We start from the raw sequence: 14,381 nt of genomic DNA on the forward strand, positions 1-14,381 counted from the left end.
CTGCACATGCCAAAGGCAAAACTATTCACGATCGTTCTTGGACTCTTCGTCACTTGCGTCCCACTTGCTTTCGCGGAAGAAGGTCGCACGAAGTACAACTTCAACTACGACTGGAAGTTCCTGAAAGACAATCCTGCAGAAGCCCTGCAAGTTGAATTTGATGACTCCGCCTGGGCCTCAGTGAGTTGTCCTCACACATTCAACGACGTCGACACCTTCGATGATCTCAGCTTGGGGAAACACAACGGCGAAAAAAATCATTGGCGGGGTACGGTTTGGTACCGCAAGGAATTCAAATTGCCCGCAGCCGACGCCGGGAAAAAAGTGTTCATCGAATTTGAAGGAGTGCGTCAGATTGCTGACGTTTACGTCAACGGCCAGCATCTCGGTACGAACCAAACTGGATTCATCCCTTTCGGGTATGACCTCACTGAACACCTAAAATTTGGTGATGAAACAAACGTGCTTGCAGTCAAGGTCAACAACGACCGGGGCGATCATTTCCGAGACAACTTTCCGCTGGTTTGGAACCACGAACATTGGCATCCCATCCATGGCGGAATCTACCGCAACGTGTTCCTGCACACGATGGATCCGCTGCACATCACGCTGCCACTGTACGACAACCTTGAAACCGTCGGCACCTATGTTTATGCAGAAAACATCAGTGAGAAGAGCGCGGACATCACCGTTGAGGCTGAAGTGAGGAACGAACATCCTGCGGGAAAGAGCATTACGTTTGAAGCACAGATTATCGATGCCGAAGGAAAAACGGTTGACACTGCCTCGACGGAAAAAACAATCAGCGCCGGCGAAACGGTCAACGTTTCCGTTGAAACTCAATTAGCAAATCCAAAACGATGGTACACGCGTTATCCCTATCTGTACTCGGTTCGGACGGTGATCAAAGAGAACGGAAAGGAAATCGATTCCTGCGAAACGCCATTGGGAATTCGCAGCTTTGAGTTCAACAAGGACACTGGATTCTCGAACAACGGCGAGTATGCAAAGCTGACTGGCTGGGGACAAAAACCGACTCATGCGTGGCCCGGACTGGGAGCTGCTTTGCCGGATTGGCTACGAGATTTGACGTTTCACCTGATGGATGAAGCCGGCGGAAACCTGATTCGCTGGGGGCACTGCGCAGGAGGGCCAAGCGAAGTTGCGATGGGCGATAAGTATGGATTTGTGACGTTGATGCCGGGCGTCAGTGGCGAATCATCTGATCATGGCGAAACGTGGGACATCCGCATCGCTGCCTTCCGGGACACGGTCGTGTACTACCGAAACCATCCCTCGATCTTTATCTGGGAGGGAGGAAACTGGGCAGAAACGGCTGCGCACTACCAGCAGATCCTCGACGTCATCGAAACTTACGATCCCAAGGGCAAACGTTTGATGGGCAACCGCAGGGCCGACGTCAAGCTGGAATCCGAAAAGTATGTGACCATCGAAATTGGAACCGAAGGTTGGGAACGCGAGTACGCTCATCTGCCGTTGGTGGAAAGCGAATACTGCCGCGAAGAAGCACCGCGACGGATTTGGGATAAACAATCCCCGGACGACAACTTTTGGAGCCACCCGAATCTGAAAAAGAACATCTACAAGATCGGGTCCGAGGAATTTGCGATCCGTCAGGTAGATCAATGGTGGAACAAGATGGGCAAAAAGACTTATCACTCCGGCGGCGCGAACTGGATTTTCAGCGATGGACCTCACGGCGGTCGCTGCCCAACCGAAGTCACGCGAGCCAGCGGTGAAGTCGATGCCGTCCGGCTTCCGAAAGAAGCTTTCTATGCCGTCAAGGCAATGTGGCGACCCGAACCGCAGGTGCATCTCATCGGCCACTGGAACTACGACGACAAGACTCGGAAAGACATCCACGTCGTTTCAAATTGTGATCAGGTCAACCTGTTGGTCAACGGCAAGTTCATTGCCGCGAACAAAACGCCCGAGAATGGTTACCTGTTCACGTTTCCCAAGGTCAATTGGGAATCGGGCCAGATCACGGCGAAGGCTTTTATCGATGGCAAGTTACGTACTTCTCAAACCAAAGAAACAGTCGGCGAACCGGCGTCGCTCAAGTTAACGCCGATCACCGGAATCAATGGTTGGCGAGCTGACGGATCCGACGTGGTTCTGATCGATGTGGAAGTGGTCGACAGCGAAGGTCGTCGATGCCCGCTGGACAAAGGCCGCGTCGATTTCCAGGTGACTGGCCCCGGAACTTGGCGAGGTGGTTACAACAGTGGCAAGGCAAACAGCACCAACAATCTTTATCTCGATACCGAGTGTGGCATCAACCGAGTGGCGATACGTTCGCAGCGCACGCCAGGCACCGTTACCGTGACGGCGGAAAAAGAAGGACTGGAACCAGTCAGCATCAGTGTTGAATCGCAACCCGTCGTTGTTCAGGACGGTCTGTCGCTGGAGATGCCGCAGGCCTACGCCGCCTGGTCGCTCAAGCGAGAACCGCTTCCGGCTCATGTACCGGAAATGCCAGAGTACATTCCAAGCGAGCAGAACAAGAGCAAACTGTTCACCCGATTTAGCTACACCGGTGACGGTAAAGCGATGCTACGCACCAACACCAACTGGGGCAAAAAGGCGTACACTGATAGAGAAGTGAACTACACCGTTATCCCCAAGTACTTTCGGGGTTGCGAATACATCCGAACGCCGAATTCAGACAAGTCGTATTGGGCACGCGATCAGTTGCAGTTTATTGCCGGCGCGGACATGACGATCTATGTCTGTCACGATGACCGTGTGCCGCGGCCAGAATTCCTGCTCAATGATTTCACCGATACCGGCGACGATCTTAATCTCGGCGGTACCAAGCTTTCCATCTTCAAACGAGTTGCCAAGCAAGGCGAAAGCATCATCATGGCTGGAAACAGCGATGGTGAAGTTCCAGAGAATGCCGTGATGTATACGGTGCTGGCGAAGAAGGGGACGCATTGAAATCGCCCAGCAAATGGACAACGGTTCCGCGATCTGGAATAGCGGAGCCGTTGTCAGCGATGTATTGCGTGTTACTTGGCAAGTCGTTCTGTGACTGCAAAGAAAGTCATGAGCCAAAAATTGCAGTATCGATTTTGACGCCCTGACCATGGCAACAACGTACGCTCAAGCCGCGGCGACGCGGCGAGTTCCCGCCTACCTTTAGAACCTGCCCCGAAACAACTTCCGTATTTGGGGAAATCTCTCGTAGCTGGGCCCGCCAGGGTTCAGTCGAGTACAGCTAATGATGGACTGAACTGGACTGAACTGGACTGAACTGGACTGAACCCTGGCGGGCCCAGCTACGGGAAAACCGGGAAGTCATTTCAGGACAATTCCCCAGAGAGAACGATCTAAACGAAGCATCGCGTGATCAATAAGTGACGAGCTTTGAGGTAGCGAAAGCCGCAGAGACTTTTGATTTCCACACAGCCCAATCTCTCTGCGAGATTCGCTACCTCAGTTGTTGTAATTAAGACGACGTCCGTTGTACGCAAAATTTGATTTGGCCGAAGCAATAAGAACTAGGGAACGTGCGACTTTTGATAGTCGCCTTTCGCTCCGCGAAAGCAGCGGATTCGCTACTTTCGCGGAGCGAAAGGCGACACTAATTTTCCGCTCGTTCCTAAATAGATAGAGTAAGCATGAAAGCAATGAAACGCATTTTCTTTAGCATCACCATTCTGCTTGTGGTCGCAACCGCGAACGCGCTGGCATCTGACCCTTTGAAACAGGGTTTCCGTACGCCGCCCGATTCTGCCAAGGCTTTGACGTGGTGGCATTGGATGAATGGCAATGTTTCCAAGGAAGGGATCACGGAGGATTTGGAATCGATGAAGAGAGTGGGGGTTCACGGTGCCCAGTTGTTCAATGTCAACCTCGGTCATCCTCCGGGGTCTACGGCGTACCTGAATCCGGAATGGTTGGACTTGTTCAAATTTGCTGCCGAGGAGGCGGATCGTCTGGGGTTGGAACTTGCGTTCCATAATGGCCCCGGTTGGTCGTCCAGCGGTGGGCCGTGGGTCACACCCGATCTCGCGATGCAAGAGTTGGTTTTCAGTGAGGTAACGCATCAGGGCGGGAAGCCGTTCAAGGCCCGATTGCCTCAACCGAAGACTCAATTGGATTACTACCAGGACATCGCCATTCTGGCTTTTCCTACACCGAAAGTGTCCGAACACATCCACTCGTTGGACTACAAAACGCTTTCCGGAAAAGTTCGCAATCGCTTGATGCCTGAATCAAAAACGATTCCTGCCGATGCGGTGATCCGAGCGGAGACATTGATTGATCTCACAGACCGCGTTTCGGACGAAGGGTTGCTGAATTGGAACGCTCCCGCCGGCCAGTGGACGATTCTGCGGCTTGGGTATACGCCGACCGGCGCGAGAAATCGGCCGGGCGTTGTGGGTGGCCAAGGATTGGAATGCGACAAGATGAGCCGCAAGGCAGTGGATGCTTTTTGGAAGGATGGCATTGATCCGATCATTCAAAAACTGGGGCCGTTGATTGGGACGGCCGTTACCAAATGCCACATCGATAGTTACGAGGTAGGTACAGCCAATTGGACGAAAGATTTTGAAACAGAATTCAAGCGGCTTCGCGGTTACGATTGCAGTGATTTCTTGCCGGCATTGGCTGGATACTACGTTGAAAGCGGCGACGTCTCCGAACGGTTCTTGTGGGACTTTCGTCGTACGATCGGCGACTTGATGGCTGAGAATTACTACGGTCGCTTTCGTGAGCTTTCTCATCAACATGGAATGGTCTTTTCCTTGGAACCGTATTGGGGACCATTCGACAATATGCAGGTCGGTGAAGCGGCGGATGTGGTGATGGCAGAATTCTGGAGTGGAGTACTGGCGTTTTTTGATTCGCCCAAGTTTGTCGCCTCCATCGCAAAACTCAACGGAAGTTCGATAGCCGAATCGGAAGCCTTTACGTCCACCGGCGGATGGGACCAGTCGCCGGCGACACTGAAAGCCATTGGCGATCGAGCGTGGGCGCAAGGGATCAATCGATTTGTTTATCACACGTACGTTCATCAACCCTGGGACGCCAAACCGGGATTGACGCTGGGGCCGTTCGGTATTTCATTCAATCGCCACAACACGTGGTGGGAACAGGGCAAGGCATACATGGATTACGTTGCCCGTTCGCAGTTCTTGCTGCAACAGGGTCAGACCGTTGCGGATGTTTTGGTCTTCGTCGGCGAATCGTCGCCCAATGATACGTTTCTGGTTCCGGGCATCGAGGAGCTTGGATTCAATTACGATTTGATCGGACACAACAAATTGGCTGCGTTGACTGTTGAGGATGGAAAGATTTACACGCCATTTGGTGATGCCTATTCAATCTTGATGCTTCCCGAAACGACTTGGATGCGTCCCGAGACCCTTGGTTTGATTCGTCAACTCGCGAAAGCGGGGGCAACGATAACAGGACCGAAACCGACTCGATCTCCGAGTCTTCAAGGTTATCCCGCTTGCGATGACCAGCTTGCTGAAATGGCCGATGCACTTTGGGATACTGGCATCATTAGGAACGATCCCGTGCTCGATATGCTTCAGCAGGGAACACTGTCGCCTGACTTTAGGGTGGTGAGAGGTTCAGACGAAAACCTTGACGTGACTCATCGCAGGGCTGGTGAAACTGAAATCTATTTTCTCGCCAACTCACAAAAAAACAGTCGAGTTGAAGAGTGCCGTTTTCGGGTAGCCGGCAAACAGCCCGAGTTCTGGGACGCAATGACCGGCGAAATTTCTAATGCCGCCGTGTGGCACGATCATGGTGACGGCACCACAACGGTGCGAGTTCAACTGGAATCCGAAGCGTCCGTGTTTGTCATCTTCCAAAAGCCTGCTGCCGCATCGGATTCGATTGTCGAAGTCGCAATGAACCTAAATCGCACCGCACCGACTCCACTACCTGATTTGAAAATAGTGAAGGCCCAGTATGGAACGTTTCTGCCAGCCGGATTGATCGACGTTAAAGAGATTGTCGAAAGCCGGATTAAAAACGGTATGCTCAGCCTGAACGCCACACGCAGCGAACTTTGCCAGAGCGATCCAGCGCCGGGTTATCACAAAGAACTTCGCGTGGAATACCAAATCGGTGACCAACGTGCATTCAAATATGCCAAGGAACGCGAGCGACTTGAAATTGACGCCAACGGAAAAGGTGAGCTAACGATCTTGAAGGCAGTCTTCGGAAAGTTTGAATTGGGGGTGGAGGGTGTTCCGTCGGTTTACCCCGTCCATGATGTGACGGATAGAATTGAATCGCTGATTGATGCTGGCAAGTATCAGATCGCTGTCGATGATGGGTTAGTCGAAGGTGCTTCGGTTGTTGGTCATCGGAATACGTTGCGACTCGTGTATTCGTCGGGTGTGGAAACATTCAAGCAAACGGTTGCTGCCGGAAAATTTTTAAAGCTAACGCAGCCAACCCCAGAGCCGACTCTTTTACGGAGCAACCGGATCGTCACGTGGAAGACGCCTTGTCCGGGAACGCTGACGTGCAAAATGGCATCGGGTCAGACAGTCACTGCGGAAGTGAAATCTGTTCCAGCACCGATTGAGTTGACGGGATCGTGGAACGTGGAATTCCCTCCCAACTTGGGCGCGCCCAAAAGTGAGGTCATCAATAAACTTGCCTCATGGACGACTTCGCCCATTGATGGAATTCGATACTTTTCCGGAACAGCAAACTATCAAAAACAGTTCCATGTGCCTGAGAATTGGGTGCAGTCAGATTATTCTATTGAGTTAGATCTTGGCCGCGTTCACGTGATGGCGAAAGTCATCGTCAATGGAAAAAACCTGGGCGTTTTTTGGAAAGCACCGTTCCGAATCAATCTGGATAAACATGCCAAAGCTGGCGTGAATGATTTGGAAGTAAGAGTCACGAATCTGTGGCCCAATCGATTGATCGGGGATGAACAACTTCCTGATGATGTAAAAAGGCGGGGACCGAATGTGAAACAATGGCCGGACTGGCTGTCCCGGGGTAGCCAACGCCCTACGAATCGAATTACTTTTCAAGGGTATAAGCATTGGAGTAAGGATTCGGAACTAAAACCTTCCGGTTTGTTGGGGCCGGTCCTGGTACGACCCTACGTCCGGGCGGTCGTACAATCTCCATTGGAAACTGCTGATTTAAACCGGATTGATACTACAAAAGAGAACCAATGAACAAATTACTTACAATACTCGCTGCATCGTTATTCATACCTCTATGCGGCTCCGTGAATGCAGAACCGGTTGATTGGAAGGCGCAATGGATTTGGCAGGCGGAAGATGGCCCATCGAATTCTTGGGTGGCGTTTCGCAAAAACGTCAAACTGGATGCAGTGCCACAGAAAGTGGTCGCGAACATTTCTGCTGACAGTAAATACTGGATGTGGATCAACGGCGAGATGGTCGTCTTTGAAGGCAGCGTCGCTCGCGGACCAAGTCCGTCCAAGCCCTGGAAACGCGGCAAAGAAGTTTGGAAAAAGCCACCCGAAGCCAAGCCGTCGAACACTTGGTACGAAGAAGTTGATATCACGCGATTCTTAGAACCGGGCGAAAACACGATTGCGGTGCTGGCTTGGTATTGGGGCAACGAAACTCACAAGGGCACCCACATCGATAGCGGCAAAGGCGGATTCATTTTCCAGGCTGACATTGGCGAGAAGAAACTGGTTTCCGATCGCAGTTGGAAAGTCAAAGCGGATCCCGCTTACGCGATCGACAGTGGCGACACCGGAAAAAACATCGTGCAGTTCCATGTGAAGTACGACGCTCGTAAATCGATGGGCGACTGGATGTCACCGGACTATTCCGATGCCGATTGGAAAGCAGCAACCGAGAAAGGAATCCCACCAGCAGCACCTTGGTACAACCTGGAAAAGAACTACGTGCCCGCGCTGGTGAACCACGGTTTGCAGTTCTATCAAGACTATCCGGAATCGAAATTCCCGCTGATCAGTGAAGGCCAAGCGATCAGTTGCACGCTGCCGTTCAACCAGCAGATCACGCCTTATCTTGACATTGAATGCGACGCTGGGCTGGAGATCAAGATCACCACCGATGACCGTCACAATATGATCGACGCGTTCTATACAACTAAACAGGGCCGTCAAAGCTTTGAGAGTTTTTCATGGATGAATGGTCACAAGGTGATCTATGAAATCCCTGCTGGCGTGAAGATACACGGGTTGAAGTATCGCTGGATGAGCGTCGGTAACATGGCCGGTTCATTTCAATGCAGCGACCCATTCTACGAACGTTTGTGGTGGATGGGGCGCAACACGCTTTTTGTTTGCGCCCGCGACAACTTCATGGATTGCCCCGACCGCGAACGGGCGTGTTGGATCGGCGACGTGTCGGATCAGGCCAGCTATCTGTTTTACTGCATGGACGATCCGGGACGACAACTGCTGAAAAAAGCGATCCGGGTGACGATGGCGTATAGCGAAGACGGCGTCTATGCCGCGCTGGGGCCGCTGCGTTTGCGTGAACTTCCTAGCCAGAGTCTGCAGTTTGTGGACCAGTGCATCTGGCAATACTATTTCAACACGGGTGACGAAGAAACGCTGCGATACGCCTACCCGTATGTTCGCGAATACTTGAATCTGTGGAGCATCGGTGCCAATGGTTTGCCCAAACGAGAAAAGCGTTCGAGCGATTTTTGGAACTGGAGCGACTGGGGAGTGAAGAATACGCTCGATCAGGACGTTGTGCTTGATTCGCTGTACTACATGGCACTGAACAGCGCAAAGAAAATGGCGATGGAACTCGGCGAGAAAAAAGACATCGTCTGGTACGACGAGCGTATCGAGTCGATGGACAAGGCTTTCAACAAGGCGTACTGGACGGGCAAGTATTACAGCAGTCGCCCAGGAAAGTTGCAGGACGATCGGGCGAACTGCCTGACGATTCTGTCCGGGTTAGCTGACGAGGATAAGCACGATTCGATCGTCGAAAATGTGCTGATCCCCAACCAGTTTTGCAGTCCGCACTTTGAGTGGATGGTGGAGGAGGCGATGTGCTATGCCGGGCGATACGACGCTGCTCTGACGCGAATGAAAGAACGATATCAGAGTCAGGTCGATCGCGAGGGGATGAGCACGTTGTATGAAATGTTCCCCAATGGTGGAACGTACAACCACGCTTGGAACGCGCCGAACACGATTCTTTCCAAGCACATCGCTGGCATTGAACCGACCGGTATCGGCTGGAGCGAATTTCAGATCTTGCCAAACATGGAACACTTCGCTTCGCTGAAACAGGTGGTTCCAAGTGTGAGTGGAGACATCACCGTTGGCCTAGAACAAAAGGAAAACGCTTTCAACCTGGACCTCGTTTCGCCAGATGGAACGACGGCAGTCATCGGTATTCCAAAATCAATCGGAACCCTGGCCGAAATCCGTGCCAACGACAAACCGATCTGGAAGGAAGGGCAGTTCATCAGCAGCGGTTTGCAGATCCAGCAAGCAGATGAAGACGACAAATACCTGAAGTTCAAACTCCCCGCCGGCACCTGGAAAATCTCCGCGACGGCTCGGTAAATGAAAAGTTCATGCTGACCACCCTTGCAACTGATAGGGCAAGACCAATTAGGACTGTGCGTCGGTCGCCCAAGAAGCGTTGTTGAACCTGCTAGAACAGATGCGGACGTAACAGCGGCCGCATTTGATGAAGGGGACTGCAATCGAAAGATTTCGCTGATGATCACACTTTCCAACACCGACATCCAACTTCCTTCCGGCGACCTTCATGGGCTGGCTAAGTACAGCGAATTGAAGGAAATGGCCCGTGGCGGTAACGGGGTTTTGTATTCTGCCCACGATCAAATTGTCGGGCGAACAGTCGCCATCAAAACGCTGTTGCCTCAGTTCCGCTTTGACCGTTCGTATCGTCGGCGGCTTTTGCGAGAGGCTCGCGTGACGGCGCAACTTGAACATCCCGGCACGGTGCCGGTTCACGAAATCGGAGACGACGACGAATTCGGAATCTATTACGCGATGAAACGAATCTCTGGCGAGAACTTCTTTGCGGTGCTACGGAGAATTGGGAAGGGCGACGAAGAGACGGTCGGAGCGTTTCCGCTGCGACGTCGGATCGAAATCGTGACTGCAACCTGTCGCACTTTATCGTTCGCTCATGCGGTCGGTGTCATTCATCGAGACGTCAAGCCCGACAATATCTGGGTGGGGAACTTTGGCGAAGTGACGTTGCTGGATTGGGGCACGGCTAAGGTTTGGGGAGAATCCAACTTTGACGATGACCGATATCAAGTGACTCCTACGCGTCCACAACATGCGATGTCAGCGGAGGTTGATGATCCTGCTGTCCAACACATCCACAGCGGCATCGCCGACTTGCCAGCACTCACGCCGACCAAGCAATTGCTCGGGACACCGACCTACATGTCACCCGAGCAGATTCGCAATCTTGATCTCGACGAGCGAAGCGACATCTTTTCAGCCGGCATTTGCCTGTACGAAGCGATGGCAATTGCGGAACCTTTTCGCGGCACGAATCAAGACGAAACTTTCGAGAATATCTGCTCTCGGCAACCCGCTCCACCGAGCGAACGTTCGCCACAACACCAGATCCCAGCACGTGCGGATGCGATCGTTTCCAGAGCGATCGCAAAGCAGCCATCCGCAAGGTACGAATCGATGCATCAACTGATTGTAGATCTGGAAGAGTTAATCCAATCGCTCTGAAGTTCACCGTAACCTAGCCTAACTTTGCTTGGCCTAACTTTGCTTGGCCTGGCTTTGCTTGGCTCGCTGATGCATTGGGCAGACGGACCTTCGTTCGCGTTACCCAATGACTGCTTTGCCAACCCAGGGCTGCAACGCCTTGGGAACCTTGACCGAGCCATCGGCTTGTTGGTGGTTTTCCAGGATCGCGATCATGGCTCGGCCGGTCGCTACGGCGGTACCGTTGAGCGTGTGGACGAAGTCGGTTCCTTTTTTCCCGGCCTGTTTGGATCGCACGTTCAATCGGCGTGCCTGGTAATCGGTGCAATTACTTGTGCTGGTGACCTCGCCCCATTGTCCCGAATCTCCACGGCCTGGCATCCATGCTTCCAGATCGAATTTGCGGTAGGCCGGTCCGCCAAGGTCGCCGGCAGCGGTGTCGATGACACGATAGGGAACTTCCAACGCGTCAAAGATCTCACATTCTAAATCGCGAAGTCGATCGTGCATTGCATCGCTTTGCTCGGGTGATGTGAAAGCGAACATTTCGACTTTTGTGAATTGGTGTACACGGTACAAACCTTTGGACGCTCGACCCGCCGCGCCTGCTTCGGTTCGGAAACAGTGACTCAGTCCGCAAAGCAGTAGCGGCAAATCAGCTGCGTCGATCGTTTGACCAGCCATCATGCCACCGAGCGTGATTTCAGCCGTTCCGACCAGGTTTAACTCGGTGTCTTCGACGCTGTAAATTTGAGTTTCAGGGCCACGCGGATTGAACCCAATTCCTTGTAGGATATGGGTCAGGGCCAAGTCAGGTGTGGTGACCGGGGTGAAGCCGACACCGGCCAGCTTGCTGATTGCAAACTGTTGCAGCGCCAAGTCCAAAAGCACGGCATCGTTCTTCAAAAAGTAGAAACCCGAACCGGAAACGCGGGCACCGGCCTCGAAGTCGAACAGGTCATGTTTTTCGCCAATCGCAACATGGTCCAGCGGTTGGAAATCAAACTCCGGCTTGGCTGTTTTCCCAAACGACAATTCTTTTGCATCATCCTCGCCACCTTCGGGCACGTCAGGATGCGTCATGTTGGGAAGTTCTGAAATGATCTCGCTAATTTGCTGATCAATTGCATCTTGTTCGGCTTGCGCTGCGTCTTTGGCGGCGCGAAGTTCTCGGCCTTTTTCGATCAGCACTTGACGTTCATCGTTATCCTTTGCTTTCGGAATCAGCTTGCTGGTTTCGTTGGCTTGGCGGTTGAGGTCTTCGGCGAGCTTTAGTTTTTCCAGCCGACTGGCATCCAAAGCAATCACTGCCGACGGATCGCATTGGACGCCACGCGAGGCGCAATTTTTGATAACGGCGTCCAAGTTTTCGATAAGGAATTTTCGATCAAGCATGGGAATCGTGATTGGGTTCAGTGGAGAGGAATGTGCGGTGGAAATTACACGGGAGAATCAATTCAGGAAGACAACTTCCCAATCGATTCCCACAGCATCGTTGATGCTTGGATGCCGCGGTAGAAATCTTCGATGCAGAATTTTTCGTCGGGGCTGTGAGCGTTGTCATCCGACAGACCCCATCCCAATAACAGGCAATCGCACCGGAGTGTTTCTTGGAACCGTGTGACGATGGGAATCGAACCGCCTTCGCGAATCAGGACGGGTGGCGTTTCAAAAGCTGCCGTGATGGCGGCGCGGGCTGCGTCCATGAAACGGCTGTTGGTGTCGGCCAACATGCCGGGTGCTCCGTGGTCGGGCGTCAGTTTAAACGTGACGCCGGTCGGCAAGTGCTTTGTCAGGTGTGAATTAATGGCATCAGTTAATTGCGTGGGATCCTGATCGGGAACAAGACGAAAACTGAACTTTGCGGACGCTTGTGCTGGCAAGACGGTTTTGACGCCTTCGCCTTGATGGCCGCTGGTCAGGCCGTTGATGTCGAACGTCGGCCGCGCCCATCGTCGCTCGTCGGCCGAGTAACCTTTTTCGCCGAACAGTTCACTCGCACCGACGGACTTGGCGAAGTCGTCAGTTTTAGGAAGCTGGTCCCATGCTTCACGCTCGGCTGGCGAAAGATCGCGAACGCTGTCGTAGAAACCATCGATTGCAATTCTGCCTTCGCGATCGACCATCGATGACATCAGATGGCACAGCGCGATCGCCGGATTCATCACCGCACCGCCAAACGAACCACTATGCAGATCCTGTTTTGGACCTTGCACCAACAATTCGTAGGTCGCGATTCCTCGCAGTCCGTAGGTGATCGCCGGCTGGCCGGGACCGTATTGGCTGCTGTCGCTGATCACAACGCAGTCGCATGCCAGCTTGTCGGCCAATTCTGGCATCATGCGTTCCAAGTTTTCGCTGCCGACTTCTTCTTCGCCTTCGATCAGCAACTTGATCTGTAGCGGCAAGGGTTTACCGGTCGCCATCCAATCACAAATGCTATGGACGTGTGTTAAGACTTGGCCTTTGTCATCGGTCGCACCGCGTGCATACAAATTTCCGTTGCGGACGGTGGGTTCAAACGCGGGGGTGGTCCAAAGATTCAGCGGTTCGGGCGGCTGAACGTCGTAGTGTCCGTAGACCAAAACAACGGGCGCACCATCGATCGCCGGACTTTCCGCATAGATCATCGGATGGCCTTGGGTCTGGATTGTTTCGACCTTTAAGCCGGAATCTGCCAACTTGTTAGCGATCCAGTCGCCAGCGGCTTTGACGTCGCCGATTTTGGAGGTGTCGCTGCTAACGCTGGGAATTTTTAGCCATTGAATCAATTCGTCCAGATGTCGCTGTTGTGATTGCTGAAGCGATTGGGCCATGAAATGGGCTGACATTGGTTTTTGAGTGGATTCGGTCACGTACGTTTCGCCTGGGTATTTCGCAATTTTGGGACTCCCGATCGGTGGTCGGACGCGCTAGAATGTTAGCAGTGAAAGAATAACGCCAAAGTGGCCGAAGATTAATGCCCGGTAGAAGTTGCAAGGAGCAAGCGGCATCATGTCAGACGAACAATCCATGGTGGCTGAACTTGAAATCGACGAACAGACCCAAGATCAAGTCGAAGAACGTTACAGCACACGACGACAACGCCAAGAAAAGACCGAGCGTAAACGCCAACCTCGGTACAACGTTATTTTGTGGGATGATAAAGATCACAGCTACGACTATGTCGTGTTAATGATGAAGGATTTATTTCATCATCCGATCGAAATTGGTTTCCAAATTGCCAAGCAGGTCGATAAGGGTGGCAAGGCATGTTGCTTGACCACAACGCTGGAACACGCCGAATTGAAACGCGATCAAATTCATGCGTTCGGCAAAGACGATCTGATTGCACGTTGCAAAGGCAGCATGTCGGCAACGATCGAACCGGTTCCCGAATAAACTGCTTCGCAAGAGTTTTTGGAATTGGATTCCGGACCTGAAAACCGCAACCGTAGCTGTGACGGTTGCCAAAGTAGGCCGTAGCGAGTGGAGCGAGTTACGGCTGGTATCGCTGTGACGCAATTGGTAGCGGAAGTCGCCAAGACCAGGGCTTTCGGTGATCCCGCGATCGTGGCCGAAACTCTTGGCGACTTGTTGAACTATCTCGTTTTCGATGGGTTTTGGGGTGGTTTCCCCCTTACCCCCGCTGCGCTCATCGCGCAGCGGGAGCCTCGTTAAGTCGTCGTGTCGGGTTGGAGGG

7 protein-coding genes are annotated in these 14,381 nt (G+C 52.7%); 5 read left to right on the top strand and 2 right to left on the bottom strand.

Annotated features, from left to right (window positions below):
* The first annotated feature begins 6 nt into the window (after positions 1-6).
* The 4 genes from RC85_RS10355 to RC85_RS10370 all read left to right on the top strand — a co-directional run bounded on the left by RC85_RS10355 (position 7) and on the right by RC85_RS10370 (position 10,720).
* Positions 7-2,964 (top strand): glycoside hydrolase family 2 protein, encoded by a 2,958-nt coding sequence (locus RC85_RS10355; protein ID WP_068262113.1) that lies wholly within the window; start codon positions 7-9, stop codon positions 2,962-2,964.
* 683 nt (positions 2,965-3,647) lie between these two features.
* Complete coding sequence (locus tag RC85_RS10360; RefSeq protein WP_149752671.1) at positions 3,648-7,196, top strand: glycosyl hydrolase; 3,549 nt, start codon at positions 3,648-3,650, stop codon at positions 7,194-7,196.
* On the top strand, positions 7,193-9,556 hold the full coding sequence (locus RC85_RS10365; protein ID WP_068262118.1) for an alpha-L-rhamnosidase-related protein: 2,364 nt from the start codon (positions 7,193-7,195) through the stop codon (positions 9,554-9,556). The genes RC85_RS10360 and RC85_RS10365 overlap by 4 nt, the downstream gene beginning before the upstream one ends.
* 159 nt (positions 9,557-9,715) lie before the next feature.
* On the top strand, positions 9,716-10,720 hold the full coding sequence (locus tag RC85_RS10370; protein WP_068262140.1) for a serine/threonine protein kinase: 1,005 nt from the start codon (positions 9,716-9,718) through the stop codon (positions 10,718-10,720).
* Between the two features lie 99 nt (positions 10,721-10,819).
* Here RC85_RS10370 and serS read toward each other — a convergent pair whose 3' ends face one another.
* Together serS and RC85_RS10380 are read right to left on the bottom strand one after the other, a co-directional pair.
* Positions 10,820-12,094, bottom strand: coding sequence for a serine--tRNA ligase (gene serS / locus RC85_RS10375; RefSeq protein WP_068262121.1), 1,275 nt, complete (start codon positions 12,092-12,094; stop codon positions 10,820-10,822).
* Positions 12,095-12,156: 62 nt separating this feature from the next.
* Complete coding sequence (locus RC85_RS10380; RefSeq protein WP_068262124.1) at positions 12,157-13,530, bottom strand: dipeptidase; 1,374 nt, start codon at positions 13,528-13,530, stop codon at positions 12,157-12,159.
* A gap of 163 nt (positions 13,531-13,693) precedes the next feature.
* Here RC85_RS10380 and RC85_RS10385 point away from each other — a divergent pair, with 163 nt between their 5' ends.
* Positions 13,694-14,080, top strand: a complete 387-nt coding sequence (locus RC85_RS10385) for an ATP-dependent Clp protease adaptor ClpS (RefSeq protein WP_068262143.1) — start codon at positions 13,694-13,696, stop codon at positions 14,078-14,080.
* Positions 14,081-14,381: the final 301 nt, after the last annotated feature.

It is taken from the genome of Rubripirellula obstinata (assembly GCF_001642955.1).
Lineage (GTDB): Bacteria > Planctomycetota > Planctomycetia > Pirellulales > Pirellulaceae > Rubripirellula > Rubripirellula obstinata.

What these genes read in the sequence shown, in the direction of transcription:
- RC85_RS10360 (WP_149752671.1), top strand. Translation starts at nt 3,648, where the DNA reads ATGAAAGCAATGAAACGCATTTTCTTTAGCATCACCATTCTGCTTGTG.
- RC85_RS10365 (WP_068262118.1), top strand. Translation starts at nt 7,193, where the DNA reads ATGAACAAATTACTTACAATACTCGCTGCATCGTTATTCATACCTCTA.
- RC85_RS10380 (WP_068262124.1), bottom strand. Translation starts at nt 13,530, where the DNA reads ATGTCAGCCCATTTCATGGCCCAATCGCTTCAGCAATCACAACAGCGA.
- RC85_RS10370 (WP_068262140.1), top strand. Translation starts at nt 9,716, where the DNA reads ATGATCACACTTTCCAACACCGACATCCAACTTCCTTCCGGCGACCTT.
- RC85_RS10385 (WP_068262143.1), top strand. Translation starts at nt 13,694, where the DNA reads ATGTCAGACGAACAATCCATGGTGGCTGAACTTGAAATCGACGAACAG.
- serS (WP_068262121.1), bottom strand. Translation starts at nt 12,094, where the DNA reads ATGCTTGATCGAAAATTCCTTATCGAAAACTTGGACGCCGTTATCAAA.
- RC85_RS10355 (WP_068262113.1), top strand. Translation starts at nt 7, where the DNA reads ATGCCAAAGGCAAAACTATTCACGATCGTTCTTGGACTCTTCGTCACT.